Origin of the sequence: Arthrobacter sp. PM3 (assembly GCF_003352915.1) — a bacterium.
Taxonomy (GTDB): domain Bacteria; phylum Actinomycetota; class Actinomycetes; order Actinomycetales; family Micrococcaceae; genus Arthrobacter.
This window is the reverse complement of sequence record NZ_CP022314.1, coordinates 156,172-174,474: the sequence shown is the minus strand read 5'-3', so window position 1 is coordinate 174,474 and position 18,303 is coordinate 156,172. Positions and strand designations below refer to the sequence as shown.

General features: G+C 69.9%; 19 protein-coding genes. 9 read left to right on the top strand and 10 right to left on the bottom strand.

Annotated elements, in window-relative coordinates:
* Positions 1-20: 20 nt before the first annotated feature.
* The 4 genes from CFN17_RS00855 (at position 21) to CFN17_RS00840 (ending at position 3,379) form a co-directional block, all read left to right on the top strand.
* Positions 21-980, top strand: coding sequence for an aldo/keto reductase family oxidoreductase (locus CFN17_RS00855; RefSeq protein WP_261792501.1), 960 nt, complete (start codon positions 21-23; stop codon positions 978-980).
* Positions 981-1,143: 163 nt separating this feature from the next.
* Positions 1,144-2,007, top strand: coding sequence for a CoA ester lyase (locus CFN17_RS00850; protein WP_208749544.1), 864 nt, complete (start codon positions 1,144-1,146; stop codon positions 2,005-2,007).
* Between the two features lie 27 nt (positions 2,008-2,034).
* On the top strand, positions 2,035-3,024 hold the full coding sequence (locus CFN17_RS00845) for a DUF2797 domain-containing protein (RefSeq protein WP_208749543.1): 990 nt from the start codon (positions 2,035-2,037) through the stop codon (positions 3,022-3,024).
* A gap of 130 nt (positions 3,025-3,154) precedes the next feature.
* Positions 3,155-3,379 carry a DUF3188 domain-containing protein gene (locus CFN17_RS00840; RefSeq protein ID WP_208749542.1) on the top strand — a complete coding sequence of 75 codons (225 nt, stop codon included), beginning with the start codon at positions 3,155-3,157 and terminating at the stop codon, positions 3,377-3,379.
* Here the strand turns inward: CFN17_RS00840 and CFN17_RS00835 are convergent.
* Positions 3,369-5,066, bottom strand: a complete 1,698-nt coding sequence (locus CFN17_RS00835) for a SulP family inorganic anion transporter (protein WP_208749541.1) — start codon at positions 5,064-5,066, stop codon at positions 3,369-3,371. The genes CFN17_RS00840 and CFN17_RS00835 overlap by 11 nt on opposite strands.
* Positions 5,063-5,485, bottom strand: a complete 423-nt coding sequence (locus tag CFN17_RS00830; protein ID WP_208749540.1) for a metalloregulator ArsR/SmtB family transcription factor — start codon at positions 5,483-5,485, stop codon at positions 5,063-5,065. Before CFN17_RS00830 ends, CFN17_RS00835 begins: the two co-directional genes overlap by 4 nt.
* 175 nt (positions 5,486-5,660) lie before the next feature.
* Here CFN17_RS00830 and CFN17_RS00825 point away from each other — a divergent pair, with 175 nt between their 5' ends.
* The 4 genes from CFN17_RS00825 (at position 5,661) to CFN17_RS00810 (ending at position 9,057) form a co-directional block, all read left to right on the top strand.
* Positions 5,661-6,131 (top strand): MaoC family dehydratase N-terminal domain-containing protein, encoded by a 471-nt coding sequence (locus CFN17_RS00825; protein WP_208749539.1) that lies wholly within the window; start codon positions 5,661-5,663, stop codon positions 6,129-6,131.
* A 2-nt stretch (positions 6,132-6,133) separates the two neighbouring features.
* Positions 6,134-6,586 carry a MaoC family dehydratase gene (locus CFN17_RS00820; protein WP_208749538.1) on the top strand — a complete coding sequence of 151 codons (453 nt, stop codon included), beginning with the start codon at positions 6,134-6,136 and terminating at the stop codon, positions 6,584-6,586.
* Between the two features lie 101 nt (positions 6,587-6,687).
* Positions 6,688-7,980: an MFS transporter gene (locus CFN17_RS00815; protein ID WP_395926959.1), complete on the top strand. Its 1,293-nt coding sequence runs from the start codon at positions 6,688-6,690 to the stop codon at positions 7,978-7,980.
* 9 nt (positions 7,981-7,989) lie between these two features.
* Positions 7,990-9,057, top strand: coding sequence for a UDP-N-acetylmuramate dehydrogenase (locus CFN17_RS00810; protein WP_208749537.1), 1,068 nt, complete (start codon positions 7,990-7,992; stop codon positions 9,055-9,057).
* 44 nt (positions 9,058-9,101) lie between these two features.
* Here CFN17_RS00810 and CFN17_RS00805 read toward each other — a convergent pair whose 3' ends face one another.
* Entirely contained in the window at positions 9,102-9,605 is a 504-nt protein-coding gene (locus CFN17_RS00805; RefSeq protein WP_261792294.1) for a hypothetical protein, read from the bottom strand.
* Positions 9,606-9,715: 110 nt separating this feature from the next.
* On the opposite strand from CFN17_RS00805, the gene CFN17_RS00800 reads away from it, so the two are divergent.
* Positions 9,716-10,822: a winged helix DNA-binding domain-containing protein gene (locus CFN17_RS00800; protein WP_208749536.1), complete on the top strand. Its 1,107-nt coding sequence runs from the start codon at positions 9,716-9,718 to the stop codon at positions 10,820-10,822.
* Between the two features lie 7 nt (positions 10,823-10,829).
* On the opposite strand, the gene asd is transcribed toward CFN17_RS00800, so the two are convergent.
* The 7 genes from asd to mshD all read right to left on the bottom strand — a co-directional run bounded on the left by asd (position 10,830) and on the right by mshD (position 18,150).
* Entirely contained in the window at positions 10,830-11,972 is a 1,143-nt protein-coding gene (gene asd / locus CFN17_RS00795; protein WP_208749535.1) for an aspartate-semialdehyde dehydrogenase, read from the bottom strand.
* Between the two features lie 64 nt (positions 11,973-12,036).
* Entirely contained in the window at positions 12,037-12,255 is a 219-nt protein-coding gene (locus CFN17_RS00790) for an NF038396 family protein (protein WP_208749534.1), read from the bottom strand.
* Positions 12,255-12,848 (bottom strand): dihydrofolate reductase, encoded by a 594-nt coding sequence (locus CFN17_RS00785; RefSeq protein ID WP_208749533.1) that lies wholly within the window; start codon positions 12,846-12,848, stop codon positions 12,255-12,257. Before CFN17_RS00785 ends, CFN17_RS00790 begins: the two co-directional genes overlap by 1 nt.
* The gene (locus tag CFN17_RS00780) at positions 12,845-13,648 is read right to left on the bottom strand and encodes a thymidylate synthase (protein WP_208749532.1); all 804 of its coding nucleotides are present in this window, start codon (positions 13,646-13,648) and stop codon (positions 12,845-12,847) included. The genes CFN17_RS00785 and CFN17_RS00780 overlap by 4 nt, the downstream gene beginning before the upstream one ends.
* Positions 13,649-13,745: 97 nt before the next feature.
* On the bottom strand, positions 13,746-14,723 hold the full coding sequence (locus CFN17_RS00775; protein WP_208749531.1) for an NUDIX hydrolase: 978 nt from the start codon (positions 14,721-14,723) through the stop codon (positions 13,746-13,748).
* Between the two features lie 17 nt (positions 14,724-14,740).
* A complete protein-coding gene (locus tag CFN17_RS00770) occupies positions 14,741-17,005 on the bottom strand; it encodes an RNA degradosome polyphosphate kinase (RefSeq protein WP_261792293.1) in 2,265 nt (754 codons plus the stop codon).
* A 173-nt stretch (positions 17,006-17,178) separates the two neighbouring features.
* Positions 17,179-18,150 carry a mycothiol synthase gene (gene mshD / locus CFN17_RS00765; protein ID WP_208749530.1) on the bottom strand — a complete coding sequence of 324 codons (972 nt, stop codon included), beginning with the start codon at positions 18,148-18,150 and terminating at the stop codon, positions 17,179-17,181.
* Between the last annotated feature and the right edge of the window lie 153 nt (positions 18,151-18,303).

Below are 18,303 nucleotides of genomic sequence, written 5' to 3'. Positions count from 1 at the left end.
CCGTCGCCCCGTCCCGCGAAGTGAACGCGCCAAGCCTTGGCCAGGAGCTCGTTTATGGCTGCATGGGGCTGGGCGGCAGCTGGTCTGCCGAGCCGTACTCGTCCGCGCACGTGGACGAGGCGGCCGCCGCCGTCGGAGCGGCGCTGGAGGCGGGCATCACGCTCTTTGACCACGCGGACATCTACACCAGAGGCAAGGCCGAAGCCGTGTTCGGCGAGTTCCTGGCCGGCACGCCCGGGCTGCGGGAGAAGATCCGGCTGCAGACCAAATGCGGCATCCGGCTGGGCGAGCAGGGCCTGGATGCGTTTTACGACCTGAGCCGGGACGGGATCCTGGAACGGGTCAACGGCAGCCTGGAACGGCTGAAGACCGGCTACGTGGATGTCCTCATGCTGCACCGCCCGGATCCCTTGATGGATCCGGCGGACGTGGCGTCCGCCGTCGGGCAGCTCATGGCCGAAGGCAAGGTCCGCGCGGTCGGCGTGTCCAACATGTCGGGCCCGCAGATTGAGATGCTGCAGGACCGGCTGGAGGTGCCCGTCGTGGCCAACCAGCTGGAAATGAGCCTGCTCAAGCGCGCCTGGCTGGAGAGCACGGTCCTGGTCAACCACGCGGAGGGCACGGATTACAGCTTCCCGCACGGCACAGTGGAGCACTGCGTCCGGCATGGCATCCGGCTGCAGGCCTACGGCTCGCTGGCCCGCGGCCTGTACACCGGGGCCCCGGCCGCCGCGCCGACACCGGCCGAGCAGGCCACGGCCGCCCTCGTGGCCGACCTCGCCGCGGCCAAGGGGACCACGGGGGAGGCGGTGGTGCTGGGCTGGCTCATGAAGCACCCGGCCGGGATTGCGCCCGTGATCGGTACCGCCAACCCGGACCGGATCCGCGCCTGCGCGGCCGCGGCCGAGGTCGCCGCCGCCATGACCCGGGCCGAGTGGTACGGGCTGTGGGTGGCGGCGCGGGGCAGCAACATCCCCTAAGCGGCACTCTTCGGGAAGTAGCTCGCAGCAGGGGCCGTTCTGCGCCCTCAGAACGGCCCCTGCTGCGACCCGGTTGGGCGGGGACGTGATTTTGGTCTTATTGGTCGGCCCGGACCGGCGGAATACTTGGCCCCGGGCACCCCTGTGCGGCTAGCGTAGATGCATGACCTCTACCACCACCGCCGAATCACTTCGGCCCCAGCGCAACATCCCGGCCGAAATCGCCCGCTCCTGGCTGCTGGTCAACGCGATGAAGCCCGAACTTTTTGACCAGTCCGCCATCTCCCGGGCCGATGCGATCATCCTCGATATCGAAGACGCGGTGGACCCCTCGCAGAAGGACGCCGCCCGCGAGAACGTCGTGAACTGGCTGACCGCCGGCGGCGAGGCCTGGGTCCGGATCAACGACGCCACCAGCCCCTTCTGGGCCGCCGACCTCGCCGGACTCCGCGGCACCCCCGGCCTGCTCGGCGTCATGCTCGCCAAGACCGAATCGGCCGACCAGGTCACCGAAAGCTTCCACCGCATGGACGGCAAGACCCCGGTCATCCCGCTGGTCGAATCCGCCGTCGGCATTGAGGAAGCCAACAACATCGCCAAGGCCCAGGGCGCGTTCCGGCTGGCGTTCGGCTCCGGCGACTTCCGCCGCGACACCGGCATGGCCGCGACCCCGGAAGCCATGGCCTACCCGCGGGCCAAGCTCGTCGTCGCCAGCCGCGTCGGGAACCTGCCGGGCCCCATCGACGGCCCCACGGTCGGCACCAACCACCCGATCCTGCGCGAACAAACCGGCATCACCGTCATGATGGGCATGACCGGCAAGCTCTGCCTCGCGATCGACCAGACCCCCGTCATCAACGAGGTCATTAGCCCCACGCCGTCGGACGTCGCCTGGGCCACCGACTTCATGGCCGACTTCGAAGCCAACGGCCGCGTGATCCGGGACGGTTCCGACCTGCCACGCCTGGGCCGCGCCGAGAAGATCATGAAGCTCGCGGTAGCCTTTGGGGTGCAGCCGGCCCTGTAGCCGTCCCCGCCACTGACAGGAGACCCCGTGACCAGTACCCGCTACCTGGTCCACGGGGTCTTTTGGGATGGCCCGGCGCCCGCTCCCGGGGAGTCCGACGGCGGGCGCGCCGTCCTGCGCGTGCAGCACCTGGATCCGGCCCGTCCGGGCGCCACGGACGGGACGGCCGCCTTCACCGACCTGACGCTCGACGCCGGCACGCGGCTGGGTTTCCGGGTCGCCGCCGGGGGCAAGTCCTGCCTGGGCCACCACAAAGTCCACGGCCCGGCGGACCGGGACCACGTGCCGTGCCCGGCCCGGGCCCGCACGGGGCGCGGGAACCAGTGCGAACGGTGCTTCGTGCTGGACGACTCCCGGCTCATCCACGATTTCCACCGCGGCGGCCGGGTCCCGCCCGGCCTGCGCGCCTACCTCATGCAGCCGCACTGGCTCTACATCGCCACCTTCGCCGGGGGTGCCACCAAAGTCGGAACCGCGTCCCAGCTGCGCAGGTGGAACCGGCTCGCCGAACAGGGCGCCGTCGTCGCCCGCTACGTGGCCCGCGCCGACGACGGACGCGTGGTGCGGATCCTGGAGGACATGATCACCCGCGACGCCGGCCTGCCGCAGCAGGTCCGCTCCGCTGCCAAGGCCGCAGCGCTGGCCGCGCCGCTGCCCGCCGACGGGCTCGACGCCCACAACCGGCGGCTGGCCGGGGACGCCCGCGACCTGCTCTCCCGGATCCCGGCCGCGGGCTTCACGATCGTGGACGAGCCCTGGCTGCGGCCCGGCCTCTCGGCGGGCGCCTGCCTGGCCGGCGGCGGCAGCGCGCGGAGGGCCCGGCACCCGTACCCGCACGAGCTTGGTGCGGGGGAGCACGGCTTTGTGATCGCCTCCCTGAGCGGCAGCGTCGCCGTCGCCGGGCTGGCCGGAACCGACCTGGAATTCGTCGTCAACCTGGGCCTGCTAAAGGCGAGGACGATCGTGCCGGGAGAGTTCGGCTCCGCCGTCCCGGCCGTGCAGGAGTCCCTGTTCTGATGCTGACCTTGCCCCGCGACGCGCAAAATACCGGACGCTCCCGTATTCCGGCGTCGCCGGGTATTTTGCGCGTCGCCGGGTATTTGTCGCGTCGCCGGGTAGGGTGCCGGCGCCCCGGTAGACTGGCACGGTGCTGAATGAATTCTGGGCCACCGCGCCAACTGCCTACAAGGTGCTGGTCTTCAGTGCCATGGGCCTGATCGCCCTGGGGATCATCCTCACCATTGCGGGCAACAGCACCGGCAACCAGGCCCTGGTCATCGCCGCACTGCCGGTGATCGGGCTGGGCCTGATCCTGCACATCGCCGGGCTCGTGGTCCGGGGCCAGACGATCCGGAAGAACCTCAAGCGGTAGCGGCCGCGTTCCGCAGCACGTGGCTGCGGGCGTGCTCCACGGCGTCCGGGAGCGACGTGAAGAGGTGCTTGTGGTGGCGCAGCGAGCGGATGACGCCCACATTGGTCACCAGCTCCAGATGCTGCGGCTGCACCCCCTTCAGCAGGACCGTGACGCCGCGCAGCTCCAGCGCCGAGATCACCTCCACCAGCGCGTGGGCGCCGGTGGCGTCCAGCATCCGCAGCTGGGACAGGCGGATGATGGCCACCTGGACGTCCTTGACCTGGCTGATCTCCTGCAGGATCCGCTCGGCGGCGCCGAAGAACATGGCCCCGTCCAGCCGGAAAATCGCGATGTGCCCGTCGCCGGGAACCGCCGGACCCGGAACCTGCTCGCGCCGGACCCCGCTCAGGGACGCGAACGTCCGCAGCGTGAACACGGCCGCCGCGGCAAGCCCGATCTGGATGGCCACAATGAGGTCGAACGCGACCGTGATAAGGGCCGTGATCACGAACACCGCGGCGTCGGCCCGGGTGGACCGGAGGACCGCCGTCACCGTGCGCCGCGAGACCATGCGGGTGGCCGTGACCATGAGGATGCCGGCCAGCGCCGCGAGGGGGATCCGGCCGACCAGCCCGGCTGCCAGGTAGATGATGGCCAGCAGCACCAGGGCGTGCACCACCGCGGACAACCGGGTCTTCGCACCGGAACGGACGTTCACGGCGGTCCGGGCGATCGCGCCCGTGGCGGGCATGCCGCCGAACAAGCCGGCCGCGATCGAGGCCAGCCCCTGGCCCGTGAGCTCCCGGTCCGGGCTGTACGCGCCGGACGGTCGGCCGTCCGGGCCCGCCATGCCGGCGGCCACCCGGGCCGAAAGCAGGGATTCGATGGCGGCCAGCGTCGCGATCGAGACCGCCGGCATCAGCAGCCCGCCGAGGGCAGCCGGATCAAAGGACGGCATGGACGGCGCGGGCAGGGAGTGCGGGAGCGCGCCGATCCGGGGGATGTCCAGCGCCAGGACCTCCGAGGCCACCGTAGCCAGCAGCACCGCAATCAGGCTGGCGGGCAGGGACTTGCTGAGCCGGGGCAGCAGGTACATCACCGCCGCGACACCTGCGACCACCCCGAGCGTCTGCCACACCTCCGGCACGCTGGCCTGTGACACGCTCTCGACGGCGGCCACCAGGCTGTTGTGGCCAGGCGTCCCCGCGGTGCCCGTGGCCAGGGGAACCTGCTGAAGGAAGATGATGGCGGCGATGCCCAGGGTGAATCCTTCCACCACCGGCCAGGGGATGAAGGCCACGGCCCGTCCCAGCCCGCTGACGCCCAGGACGATGACCAGCAGCCCGGCCAGCACCGAGACCAAGGCGATGCTGCCCACGCCGTGGGCGGCGACCACCGGGGCCAGCACCACCACCATGGCGCCGGTGGGGCCGGAGACCTGGACCGGGGATCCGCCCATGACGGCGGCGACCAGTCCGGCCACCACAGCGGTGATGAGTCCGGCTTCCGCCCCGACCCCGGAACTTACCCCGAACGCGAGGGCCAGGGGAAGCGCCACAATGCCGACCGTGATGCCGGCGAGCAGGTCGGTCTTCCAGGCGGACCGCAGGAGCGCGTAGTCACGGCGGGACGGGATGAACCGGGCGAACCGTGTCCGCGCGGTCTCCGACGCCCGGGCCTGGCTTGTTGCCGGGGCCGCGCTCATCGCGCCGCACCGTCCGTGCGGCCGGCAACGCCGCCCGCGCTGTCGCCGCCGGCGACGCCGAGATGCCCGGCGGGCAGCTCCTGCGCGATCCGGAACTGCTCGCTGGAACCGGCCAGGCTGTCCAGCAGGAAGACCCGGGCGATCGCCAGCAGCTCCGCGATCTTGGGATGCGCCAGCCGGTACGTCACGGCATTCGCCGTCCGGACCGACGTCACCACCCCGTGCCGGCGCAGCGTCGCCAGATGCTGGGACAGGTGCGAGGCCTCCAGCCCCGTCTCGGCGAGCAGGTAACTGACCGGGGCCGCCGTGTCCGGTGCCGCGGCCAGGAGCTCAAGGACCCGGATGCGGGCCGGGTGGGCGAGGGCCTTGAACAGGTTGGCCTTGATTTCGTACAGGGGGGTCTGCGCCGCGGAGATCACGGGCGGCCCGGAATCCGGAACAGGGTCATGGCAGGTTGACGCTTCCTCACGCGGATTGATGGATTGATGTTTTCATCATACCGTGGCGGTCAAGAGAGCCGGATCACTGCGGCCCGGGCCGGACGGCCCTGTCACGAAGCCGTTCGGCTGTAGGCGTGGCGATAGGCTTGGAACCATGACTATCAATCCGGATCTGCAGGGCCGCAGCTACCCTGCCGCAGAGGTGTATGACGTCGGCCGCGAGAAAATCCGCGAGTTCGCGCGGGCGGTCAAGGCCACCCACCCCGCCCACTTCGACGTCGACGCCGCCGCGGCCCTGGGGCACCAAGACCTGGTGGCCCCGCCGACCTTCGCGATCATCGTGGCCCAGCGGGCCGACGCGCAGCTGATCGAGGACCCGGATTCCGGCATTGACTTCTCCCGCGTGGTCCACGCGGACCAGCGCTTTACCCATCACCGCCCGATCGTGGCCGGGGACCGGCTGGTCGCCGAACTGCACGTTGACGGCGTCCGGGCCATGGGCGGCGGGGCCATGATCACCACCCGCTCGGAGATCTTTGCGGTCGCCGCCGGCGAATCCGCCGGGGACCGCCAGCCGGTCGCCACCACCATCTCGTCCATCCTGGTCCGCGGAGAGGAACAGTAGCCATGAGCACAGCATCTTTTGCTCCCAAGTTCGCGGATCTCACGGTCGGCCAGGACATCGGCAGCCGCACCATCGCCGTCACCCGGACCGACCTCGTCAAGTACGCCGGCGCGTCCGGCGACTTCAACCCGATCCACTGGAACGAGTCCTTCGCCACCGGGGTGGGCCTGCCGGGCGTGATTGCCCACGGCATGTTCACCATGGGTGCCGCCGTCCAGCTCGTGACCGACTGGGCCGGCGACCCCGCCGCCGTCGTCGACTTCCAGACCCGCTTCACCAAGCCGGTGCCCGTGGCCGACACCACCGGGACCCCGGAGGCCGGTGCCGTGATCGAGGTCAGCGGCGCCATCGGAGCGCTCGACGCCGAGGCCGGCACCGCCCGTGTCGACCTCACGGTCGTCTCGGCTGGCCAGAAGGTCCTGGTCAAGGCCCAGGCCGTCGTCCGGGCGGCGTAGCCCGTGGCCCTGCCGTGACCAAAGAGACTAAAGAGACTAAAGAGACCAAGGCGACCAAAAAGGCCAAAGACTCCAAGGACGTGTTCGTCCCCGCTGCCGAGATCACCCACTGGCGCAACGCCGTCGTGGTGGCCTACGCGGCCAGCGGCATCGCGTTTTCCACCTGGGTGTCCCGGCTGCCGGCCATCCGCGACGGCCTGGACCTGACCCCCGGCACCATCGGGCTGCTCCTGCTGTGCCTGACGGCCGGGTCCTTCCTGTCCGTGTCGGCCTCGGGTCTGGTGGTGCTGCGGCTCGGCTCCCGGCGGACCATCCGGATCGGCAGCACGATGGTCGGGTTCGGGCTCATGCTGGCCGGCTTCGGCACCACCGTGCTCGCCAACCCGGTGGCGGTCGCGGCGGGCCTGGCGATCATCGGGCTGGGCACCGCCAGTTGGAACACCGCTTCCAACGTCGAAGGCGCCGCGGTGGAGCGCGCCGTCCGGCGGCACATCATGCCGCGGCTGCACGGCTCCTTCAGCCTGGGCACAGTGGCCGGCGCCGGGCTGGGTGCCTGGGCCGCCGGCGCCGGCGTCCCCGTGTTCTGGCACCTCGCCGCGGCCGGGGTGCTGGTGGCCGGATCGGTGACCACCGCCGCGGCGTGGTTCCGCGCCGACATCACCCCGGTGCAGGCGGACCGCCCCTTCTCGGCCTCCGGGACGGACACGTTCGAGGATCCCTCCACCGGGCCCATCCCGATCGTCCGGCAGACGGACGCGGTCCCGGAGCAGCCGCTGGACAGTAAACGTCAGATCGCCCAGGCCTGGCGGGACCGGCGGACGCTCCTGCTGGGCGTCCTGGTCCTGGGCCTCGCCCTGGCCGAGGGCGCCGCGGGGGACTGGGTGGCGCTGGCGCTCGCGGACGGCCACGGCCAGTCTGACGCCGCCGGAGCCGCCGGGTACGGCCTGTTCGTGACCTTCATGACGGTGGGCCGCTTCGCCGGGACAATCGTCCTGGACCGGTTCGGCCGCGTCCCGGTGATGCGCTGGTGCGCCGCGCTGGCGGTCGGCGGCCTTGGCCTGTTCGTCTTTGCACCCGTGCCGTGGCTGGCCTACGTGGCCCTGGCGTTCTGGGGCCTAGGTGCCTCGCTGGGCTTCCCGGTGGGCATGTCCGCGGCCGCCGACGACCCCCGCAAGGCCGCCGCCCGGGTCTCGGTTGTCTCCACGATCGGCTACGGCGCGTTCCTCTGCGGGCCGCCGCTGCTGGGCCTGCTGGCCGAGCACGTCGGCATCCTGCACTCGCTGCTGGCCGTCATGGTGATGCTGGCCGTCAGCTTCCTGCTGTCCCCGGTGGCGCGGAAGCTGCCCGTGCCGGCCGCCCAGCCCCGGCTTAGGCCGGCGGGGGATCCCGGCTAGGCTGGTCAGGTGACCCAGATTCTGCTCTCCGACCTGACCACCTCCGCTGTCGGCGGCCCCGCAGGCAGCTTCGTCGAGGCCCGCAGCGAGGCCGAAATAATCGACGCCGTGCGGGCCGCGGACGCCGCCGGCCAGCCGCTGCTGATCATCGGCGGCGGATCCAACCTGCTGGTGTCCGACGCCGGGTTCCCCGGCACGGTGCTGAAGATCGCCTCGACGGGGTTCACCGTCAACGCCGAGGACTCGTGCGGCGGCGTGTCGGTGGTGGTGCAGGCCGGGCACAACTGGGACGCATTCGTTGACCACGCGGTCAAACACGCCTGGTCCGGCGTCGAGGCGCTCTCTGGGATTCCGGGCGCCACGGGCGCCACCCCTGTGCAGAACGTGGGTGCCTACGGCGCCGATGTCGCCCAGACGATCGCCGCGGTGCGGACGTGGGACCGGGAACGCAACGCGGTGAAGACCTTCACGAACTCCGAACTCGGCTTCGGCTACCGCGACTCCATCCTGAAACAGACCACCGTCAACGGCTCGCCCCGCTACGTGGTGCTCACTGTTGAATTCCAGCTGCCGCTGGGCCGGATGAGCGCGCCCGTCCGCTACGCCGAACTCGCCCGGGCACTCGGCGTCGAGCAGGGCCAGCGGGCGTACTCCAACGACGTCCGCCGCGAAGTCCTGCGGCTCCGGGCATCCAAGGGCATGGTCTGGGACGCCAACGACCGTGACACCTACTCCACCGGATCCTTTTTCACGAACCCGATCGTGCCCGACGGCGTCGCGGCGCAGCTGCCGGAGCAGGCCCCCCGGTACCCCGGCGGCGCCGACGGCCTGACCAAGCTCTCGGCGGCGTGGCTGATCGACCAGGCCGGCTTCGCCAAGGGCTTCGGACTGGACCCGGCCAGCGTCTCCGGCGGCCGGGCCTCGCTGTCCACCAAGCACACGCTCGCCATCACCAACCGCGGCGGGGCGAGCGCGGCGGACCTGCTGGCTGTGGCGCGCGAGGTCCGCCGCGGGGTGGCCGAGCGGTTCGGGATTGACCTGCACCCGGAGCCGCTGCTGATCGGCGTCGCGCTCTAGGGTCGCTGCCTTTGGAAGTCCGTGCCTAACGGAAGGCCCGGCCCCTAGGATTCCCGGCGCGGTGCCACCTTGCTGAAGAGCATGAAGGTGAACCCGGAGGCCGCGGCCCCGAGCAGGAAGACCTGGCAGAACGCCACGGACTGGACGCTGGGCCCGCTCTGCAGCACCAGGCCGGCGCACGCAAACGCCACGGCGCCGGCGAGCAGCGCCAGCGAGCCGAGCAGGAAGGCATGGACGGTTGCCGGAAAATCGCCGGCATAGTCGAGTTGGAGTTCCCGGCCCCGGGGGCCGACGCGTCCGGCTTTCGCGCCCTCCCGGACCCGGGCCCGCGGCTGCACCGCCGCTGCCGTGACAAAGGTGGCCACCGAAACGGCCATGGACAGCCCGGCCACCAGCTGCAGGGCACTCATCACGGGTGAGAGCCGGGTGCCGCTGGCAATCGCGACGGCGAGCCCGGCAGCCATGCCGGCGGCGCTGGAGGCCCAGCCCAGCAGGGCCAGCTTCCGGCACAGGGGCCGCAGCTGCGGCCACACGTCACTGATAGTCATGCATCAAGGTTAGAGAGGCCTGCTGTACGGCGGCTGGGAGCAACCGGCCAACAAGCCGGGCAGGTGCCCTGCCGCAGCCCTCCCGCCAAGGGCCGCCCTACTATGGGTCCATGACAGCAGCGACGCGCAGCCGGCTCAGCCCCGGGATCATCGGCAGGCTGCGGCTGGCCGCGCAGGGCCTGCTGGGTCCGGGGTTCTCCAGCGTCCCGGACGCTGTCCGTGGGATGACGGCCATGCAGGCCCAGGACCTGCCGTCCGTTCTCTGGGCCCTCGGCCAGCGGGTGCCGGGGTCCGGCGCACAGGATATCCGCGGGGCCCTGGACCGCGGGGAAATTGTCCGCTCCTGGCCGATGCGCGGGACCTTGCATGTGCTGGCACCCGAAGACCTCGGCTGGGTGCTGGGCATCACGTCCGGACGGATGGTGCAGTCGGCGGCCGGCCGCCACCGGCAGCTCGGCATCATGGCGGCCGACGTGGAACTGTGCGCGGAGATCGCCCTCGGGCTCGTCGCCGGGGGCGGGGCAGCCAGCCGGGAGGCTCTCTTCGCCGCGTTCGAAGCCGCAGGCCAGGGCACCCGGTCCCAGCGCGGTATCCACCTGCTGTGGAGGCTGTGCCAGGGCCGGTGGCTGGTCCCGGGCCCGGTGGCGGGCCAACAGCAGCTGTTCGCGGCGTTTGACGACTGGATTACCGGGTCGCGGAGCCTGGACCGGGAGGAAGGCACCGCCGAATGGCTGCTGCGCTATTTCCGCAGCCACGGACCGGCCACGGAACGTGATTTCTCGTGGTGGTCCGGCATCCCGCTGACCGAAACCAGGGCGGCCCTGGCCCGGGTGTCGGACCGGCTCACGGAACTGAAGTTCGGCGGGACCAGTTACTGGCTCGCGCCCGAGACGGCGGCGCTGCTGGACCACGGCGTCCCCGGGCAACGCACCGTGCTGGCGCTGCCGGGGTTCGATGAGTTCCTGCTCGGCTACGCGGACCGGTCCCTGGTGCTGCCCCCGGAGCACGCGGAAAAGATCGTACCGGGCGGCAACGGCGTGTTCCGGAAGACCATCGTGGCCGGCGGTGCGGTGATCGGCACCTGGGCGGCGCCCGCGGGCGGCCGGCGTGCCGGCGTCGTGCCCGAACCCTTCGATGCCGTTAACGGGCTGCGGCCTGCAGCCCAAAAGTCCTTTGGGCTGCAGGCCGCGAAGTACCGCAGATACCTGGGTTCCTGAGGATCCCTTAGAGCGTTCCGGTGGCGATGCGCAGCATGCGGCGCAGCGGCTCGGCGGCGCCCCACAGCAACTGGTCGCCGACCGTGAACGCGCTGATGTACTCCGGGCCCATTTCGAGCTTGCGGATCCGGCCCACCGGGATGTTCAGGGTGCCGGACGCGGCCACCGGGGTGAGGTCGGCCATCGAGGCTTCCTTGGTGTTCGGCACCACGTGGGCCCACTCGTTGTCTGCGTCCAGGAGCTTCTCGATCTCGGCGACGGAGAGGTCCTCGCGCAGCTTCAGGGTCAGGGCCTGGGAGTGCGAGCGCATGGCGCCGATCCGGACGCACAGGCCGTCCATGATGACGCGGTTCCCGGCGGAGGTGCCAAGGATCTTGTTGGTCTCCACCCCGGCCTTCCACTCTTCCTTGGACTGGCCGTTGCCGAGGTCGGCGTCGATCCACGGGATCAGCGAGCCGGCCAGCGGGACGCCGAACTGGGTGGCGTCAACGCCGGTGCGCTGGTGCGCCAGGACCTTCCGGTCAATGTCCAGGATGGCCGACGCCGGGTCGTTCAGTTCGGTGCTGACCTCGGCGTTGAGGGTGCCGAACTGGTTCAGCAGTTCGCGCATGTGGCGCGCCCCGCCGCCGGACGCGGCCTGGTAGGTCATGGAGGTGCCCCACTCGACGAGACCGTTCTTGAACAGTCCGCCGAGGCCCATGAGCATGCAGGACACGGTGCAGTTGCCGCCGATGTAGTCCTTCACCCCGCCGGACAGGCCGGCGTCGATGACGTCGCGGTTGATGGGGTCAAGCACGATGATGGAGTCGTCATTCATGCGCAGGGTGGACGCAGCGTCGATCCAGAGGCCGTCCCAGCCCCGGCTGCGGAGCTCGCCGTGGACCTGCTTGGTGTAGTCGCCGCCCTGGGCGGTGACAATGATCGGCAGCTTCGCCAGCGTTTCGACGTCGAACGCGTCCTCAAGCTTGCCGGCCGCGCCCGCGGCCGCACCGGCAATGGCCGGGGCAGCGCCGCCGGCGTTCGAGGTGGAGAAGAAGACCGGGTTGATGTTGGCGAAGTCGCCCTCGTCCTGCATGCGCTGCATCAGGACGGAACCGACCATGCCGCGCCAGCCGACCAGGCCGACGGACGGGGTAGCTGCTGTAGTCATTGGCCCAGTTTAGACTTCACAGGCGCCAGGGCGCAGTCGGTTACGTCACGGGCAGCGGCCGGCGTCAGTCGGTGCGCGGCTCTTCCAGGAGCGCCGCTTTGCGCCGGCGCAGCGCAAAGACCGCGCCGAACGTGAAGACCTGGGTCACGACCACCAGCACAATCGCGCCGACGATCTTGTTGCCGCCCAGGATCATGGTCAGTCCCACGACGGCCGAGAGCAGCGCCAGGAGCGGCAGGAGCATGTACCCCAGGACAAAGAGAGTCTCGGGCTTCTTCAGCATTACTTGGCCTCCGTCCGGCGCCACTGCGTCATGCGGTAGCGGGTGCCGTTGGCGGAGGTCAGCCAGCCGCTGGCGGGAAGGGCCGCGGCGGCGGTCCACTCGTAGCCGAGTTCCGGGGCGAAGGTGTCCCCTTCCGCCGTCGTGTCGATGGTGGTCACGACCGCGACGTCGGCAATGTCCATGGCCTGCGCAAAGATCTCGCCGCCGCCAATGATCCAGACGGTCTCGTGGCCGGGGGCGAACTGGGATTCCAGCAGGGCGTCGTCGAGGGACTTGACGGCGAGGGCACCCTCGGCGCCCGGGGTGTCGGCCCAGCCTTCCTGGCGGGTGATGACGATGTTTGTCCGGCCCGGCAGCGGCCGGTACTGGTCCGGGAAGGACTCCCACGTCTTACGGCCCATGATGACCGGGTGGCCGGAGGTGAGGGTGCTGAAGTGCTTGAGGTCCTCGGGCAGGTGCCACGGCATGGTGCCGGCCTGGCCGATCACTCCGGTGCTGGTCTGTGCCCAGACCAGGCCCAGGCCCGTCGTGGAGGCGCGGGCTTGTTCGGTGAAATCGCCGGGCTGCGTGCCCGGGGTGGCGTCGTTGCTCATACGGCTATCGGGGCCTTAATCGTCGGGTGGTGCTGGTAGCCGACCACTTCGAAGTCCTCGAGGGCGTAGTCGAAGATGGAAGCCGGCTTGCGGGTGATCTTAAGTTGGGGGTAGTCGTAGGGGTCGCGGGCGAGCTGCTTGAGGACCTGGTCCATGTGGTTGTCATAGATGTGGACATCCCCGCCGGTCCAGACGAATTCGCCCGGTTCCAGGCCGGTCTGCTGGGCCAGCATGCAGGTCAGCAGGGCGTAGGAGGCGATGTTGAACGGCACGCCGAGGAACGTGTCCGCCGACCGCTGGTACAGCTGGCAGGAGAGCTTGCCGTCGGCCACGTAGAACTGGAAGAACGCGTGGCACGGGGGCAGGGCCATGTCCTTGAGCTCGGCGACGTTCCAGGCCGAGACGATGTGCCGGCGGGAATCCGGGTTGGACTTCAGGTTCCGGACGAGTTCGGCGATCTGGTCAATATGGCCGCCGTCGGGCGTGGGCCAGGAGCGCCACTGGACCCCGTAAACGGGACCGAGTTCGCCGTCGGCGTCGGCCCATTCGTCCCAGATGGTCACACCCTGGTCCTGCATCCACTTGACGTTGCTGTCGCCGCGCAGAAACCAGAGCAGCTCCACGGCCACGGACTTGAAGTGCACCCGTTTGGTGGTGATCAGCGGAAAGCTCGTGCCCAGGTCAAAGCGCAACTGGCGGCCAAAGACACTGAGGGTTCCGGTTCCGGTGCGGTCCGATTTGTGCGTGCCGTGCTCGAGGACGTCACGCAGCAGGTCTTCATAGGGCGTTGGAATGCTCACTGTTCCAGTCTACTGAGAACTGCCACCGGGCATTGAAAGCGCCGCCCCCTTCTTGCAGCGGACGTCGCCTCACGGACCGGCCCGGCGGCGGAGGGCCTCAGTCGTCGAACGGCCGGAACCGCTCGACGGCGACCACCTTGCTTTTGCTGCTGTGCGCCACGTGACACACGATCAGCTCGCCCGGTGCCAGGTAGGGGTCCGTGGACGGCAGTTCGTCGCGGAGCCGGGAGTTCATGTGCTTTTCGAGCTGCTTCAGGACGGTCGGCAGCGCCGGGCGGTGCGTGCAGAGGGCCGCGGGTCGCTGTTTGTCGAACAATGCTTCGACGGCGGCGGCCGTCTTGTGCGGGCTGCGGCCGTGCCGGTGCTCGGTGAGGGCCTCGTTGAGCTTGACTTTGACGTCGGCCGCCTTGGCGTACGGGGCGATGGTGGCCACGCACCGCAGCCACGGGCTGGTGACGATCCGGGCGGGCTTCCACGCCGTCAGGAGCCGCCCCACCGCCTGCGCCTGGCGGACGCCGGTCGCGGCCAGCGGGCGGTCGCCTTCGGCCTTGGTCCAGGAGGAGCGCGGCTTGGCCTTGGCATGGCGCACGATCACCAGCGGCCAGGTCTTCAGTCCGCCGCGGGCGTGCGCGCTGACGAGGTGTTCGAGCGGTTCGACGTCGCCCGGGTTGCTCAGCAGGCGGGCCGCCTTCTCGGGCGGGCACCACATGATGCTGTCCACTTCCTTGCCGTCCGGCAGCAGGGCGGCGCCGTTGACCTCGACGGCCCAGTAGTGCACCACCTTGAGCCCGGCGGGCACGTGGTAATGGATGGGCGGAAGCGGGATCCCGAGCGGCGCGATCAGCCCAATCTCCTCCTCGACCTCCCGGACCGCGCACTCCGGGATGGTTTCGCCGGGATCGATTTTTCCCTTCGGCCAGGACCAGTCGTCGTAGCGCGGGCGGTGAATCAGCAGGACTTCCAACTGGTCCCGGTTGGTCGAATTGAGCCGCCACGGGATGGCACCGGCCGCCGTGACGGCAACGGCTTCGCCCGGGTGGTCGGTCTGGTCCGCGATCAGTTCATCGCTGCTCACACTCAAAGCCTTGGCCTCTACCGCAGGCTGGTGGAACGCTGGCGCGAGCGGGAAGCGAGCAGCCAGGACTGGACGTCTTCGAGGTTCCGGCCGTCTTCGGCGAGGTGGTGGCGGGTCCAGTCGCCCTGCCTGTCCAAATGCCAGCTGGCGGTCTCCGGATCCATGTAGCGCCTGAGCAGGTCAAGGACGTAGCTGATGTCCTCGCCGCCGGCGAGCTGCACGAGGGCCTCCACCCGGCGGTCCAGGTTGCGGTGCATCATGTCGGCCGATCCGATGTACACCACCGGGTCGCCGGCATTGGCGAAGGCGAAGACGCGCGAGTGCTCCAGGAAGCGGCCCAGCACGGAGCGGACGGTGATGTTTTCACTCAGGCCGGGGACGCCGGGCCGCAGGGAGCAGATGCCGCGGACAATCACGTCCACCTGCACCCCGGCCTGCGAGGCCCGGTAGAGCGAGTCGATGATGGCCTCGTCCACCATCGAATTGACCTTGATCTGGACGCGGGCGGCGATGCCAGCCTTGGCGTTCCGGATCTCGGTTTCGATCCGGTCAATCAGGCCGGACCGGACCGAGCGCGGCGCGACCAGGAGGCGTTTGAACGTGGACTTCGGCGCGTAGCCGGAGAGCTGGTTGAACAGCTTCGACAGGTCCTCGCCCACCTGGTCGTTGGCCGTCAGCAGGCCCAGGTCCTCGTAGTAGCGGGCGGTGCGCGGGTGGTAGTTGCCCGTGCCGATGTGGCAGTAGCGGCGCAGGCCGTCCACTTCCTGGCGGACCACCAGGGATAGCTTGCAGTGCGTCTTCAGGCCCACGATGCCGTACACCACATGCACGCCGGCCTGCTCCAGTTTCCTCGCCCACGAGATGTTGGCCTGCTCGTCGAAGCGGGCCTTGATCTCCACGAGGGCCAGGACCTGCTTGCCGGCCTCGGCGGCGTCGATCAGGGCGTCGACGATCGGGGAGTCCCCGGACGTGCGGTACAGGGTCTGCTTGATGGCCTGGACCTTCGGGTCCGCGGCCGCCTGTTCCAGGAACGCCTGGACGGACGTGGAGAAGGAGTCGTACGGGTGGTGCAGGAGGATGTCCCGGCGCCGCATCGCGGCAAAGACATTGGCCGCCTTGGAGGTCTCCGACTCGTTGAGGTGCCGCGACGTGTGCGGGACGTGCTTGGGGTAGTGCAGGTCCGCCCGGTCGATCCCGGCAATCACCGAGAGCCCCCGCAGGTCCAGCGGGGCCGGGACGGAGTACACCTCGGATTCCTCGACGCCGAGCTCGCGGATGAGCAGGGCCCGGATGTTCGGGTTGATGTCGTTGGTGACCTCGAGCCGGACGGGCGGGCCGAACCGGCGCCGCAGCAGCTCCTTCTCCAGTGCCTGGAGGAGGTTTTCGGCGTCGTCCTCTTCAACCTCGACGTCCTCGTTGCGGGTCACGCGGAAGATGTGGTGCTCCAGGACCTCCATGCCGGCGAACAGCTGGTCCAGGTGGACGGCGATGACTTCTTCGAGGGCGATGAAGCGTGCCACACGGCCGGGGACGGAGCCGGCGCGGGCGCCGTCGATCGAGATCAGGCGGGGCAGCTGGTCCGGGACCTTGACCCGGGCGAAGAGCTCCTTGTCGCTGACCGGGTTGCGGACCACCACGGCCAGGTTCAGGGACAGCCCGGAAATGTAGGGGAACGGGTGGGCCGGATCCACGGCCAGCGGGGTCAGGATCGGGAAGACCTTCTCCGCGAACATGGCGCTGAGCTGGTCCTTGGCCTGGGAATCGAGCTCGTCCCAGTGCATGAGGTGGATGTGCTCGTAGGCCAGTGCCGGGCGGATCTGGTCGGCGTAGACCTGGGCGTGCCGCTGCTGCAGCCGGTGCGCGGCCTCGCCGATCTGCTCCAGGACCTGCATCGGGCTCAGCCCGGCGGGGGAGGGGACGGCGAGTCCCGTGGCGATCCGGCGCTTCAGCCCGGCCACCCGGACCATGAAGAATTCGTCCAGGTTGGAGGCGAAGATGGACAGGAAGCTGACCCGCTCCAGCAGGTACAGGTTCGGGTCCTCGGCCAGTTCCAGGACCCGGGCGTTGAACGCCAGCCAGCTCAGCTCGCGGTCCAGGAACCGGTCGGGGCTGATTTCGCCTTCGGGCTCCAGGTTCGGGGCGAACTCCGGAATGTCGATCCGGTCCTGCGTGGCCCGTGAGGCCGGCACTTCGGAGGAGCCAAAGCGGGCACGTACCGGACGCGCCCCCTTCTCCGGCGTAGCGGGTTCAGACGTGGATGTCCGGGCAGTGTCCCGTGGCATGGTGTCTCCTCAATCCTGGCGCAATGTAGCTTCAACCTTACAAGCAATCGCGGCCCCGTGGCCCAGATTTCGGCCCGGACAGACCGGTTGTCCGCCGACTTGACTAACACCTGTTCCGCGGGCGGGATTGGGGGTGGTTCGCAGCCCGGGAAAGGACCCGGATTACGGCCGCATTACTGCTGCGGCAGCGGTGCGTACATGACGTCGACATCCCAGCGGGTGAAGCCCAGCCGCCGGTAGAGCGCGACGGCGGGGGCGTTGTCGGCGTCGACGTAGAGCATGACGGCGCGGAGCCCAAGGCCCTGCAGATGCCTGATGCCGGCGACCGTGAGGGCCTTGCCGAGTCCGGAACCCTGGGCCTCCGGCGTCACCCCCACCACATAGACCTCGCCGATGGCCGGGTGCTCGCCGTGCCGGGGGTGCACCTTGGTCCAATGGAACCCGAGCAGCCGGTCCTCGGAGTCCACAGCCAGCAGGAATCCTGCGGGATCAAACCACGGTTCCGCCATCCGGGCGTCCAGGTCCGCGCGGGTCATGTTGCCCTGTTCAGGGTGGTGGGCAAAGGCGGCTTTGTTGGCGGCCAGCCACGCGTCCTCATCCCGGCCGGGCACGAAGGCCCGGAGATGCACGCCCTCCGGGAGCCCGGCCTCCGGCAGCGCGGCCGCCGCCGTCATGAGCCGCATTTTCCACAGTTCGCGGACCGGGCCGTAGCCGTAGCGGGCCGCCAGGTCCGCGGCGGCCTCGTGGTTGCCGTGCGACCACGCGTTCAGGCCCGCGAACCCGCGGACACGCTGCAGTTCGCCCACCAGGCGGTCGCCCACGCCCTGGTTGCGGTAACTGGGGTGGACGGCCACTTCCAGGACCCCGGTTCCGTCGCGTTCTTCGACGACGACGGCGACGCCGGCCAGGTCCTGCCCCGTCGCGGGATCAGATTCCTCGTCGGGCGCGTACAGGGCCAGGGCCAGGACCGAATGCTCGCCCGCGTCGGCGGCGCGCAGCGTGACGAGGGTCTGCTCGGACAGCGGCGGATTGCCGTCGGACTCTTCGACCGCGGCGATCAGGGCCGCGACGTCCCGCAGCAGCCCGCCGTCCACGGTTCCTTTGACGGTCAGGACAGGCCAGTTTTCGGGGTGCGCAGGGCTCATGGAGCAAGGCTATCAGCGGCCGATTTTGTCCAGGACCGGGCGGCACCGTATAGTCGTTATCTCATCCGGTGTTGAGCCGGGTACGAGGGGGATCCACCACTGGGGTGGCCTCGATACGTTCGACCCGTATGTCCTCCACTGCTAACGCCGAAG

Bases quoted from the DNA above. Each gene is read 5' to 3' on its own strand.
- CFN17_RS00805 (WP_261792294.1), bottom strand. From the start codon at position 9,605: ATGACTATCAGTGACGTGTGGCCGCAGCTGCGGCCCCTGTGCCGGAAG.
- CFN17_RS00785 (WP_208749533.1), bottom strand. From the start codon at position 12,848: ATGAGCAACGACGCCACCCCGGGCACGCAGCCCGGCGATTTCACCGAA.
- asd (WP_208749535.1), bottom strand. From the start codon at position 11,972: ATGACTACAGCAGCTACCCCGTCCGTCGGCCTGGTCGGCTGGCGCGGC.
- CFN17_RS00850 (WP_208749544.1), top strand. From the start codon at position 1,144: ATGACCTCTACCACCACCGCCGAATCACTTCGGCCCCAGCGCAACATC.
- CFN17_RS00770 (WP_261792293.1), bottom strand. From the start codon at position 17,005: ATGCCACGGGACACTGCCCGGACATCCACGTCTGAACCCGCTACGCCG.
- mshD (WP_208749530.1), bottom strand. From the start codon at position 18,150: ATGAGCCCTGCGCACCCCGAAAACTGGCCTGTCCTGACCGTCAAAGGA.
- CFN17_RS00790 (WP_208749534.1), bottom strand. From the start codon at position 12,255: ATGCTGAAGAAGCCCGAGACTCTCTTTGTCCTGGGGTACATGCTCCTG.
- CFN17_RS00820 (WP_208749538.1), top strand. From the start codon at position 6,134: ATGAGCACAGCATCTTTTGCTCCCAAGTTCGCGGATCTCACGGTCGGC.
- CFN17_RS00835 (WP_208749541.1), bottom strand. From the start codon at position 5,066: ATGAGCGCGGCCCCGGCAACAAGCCAGGCCCGGGCGTCGGAGACCGCG.
- CFN17_RS00800 (WP_208749536.1), top strand. From the start codon at position 9,716: ATGACAGCAGCGACGCGCAGCCGGCTCAGCCCCGGGATCATCGGCAGG.
- CFN17_RS00825 (WP_208749539.1), top strand. From the start codon at position 5,661: ATGACTATCAATCCGGATCTGCAGGGCCGCAGCTACCCTGCCGCAGAG.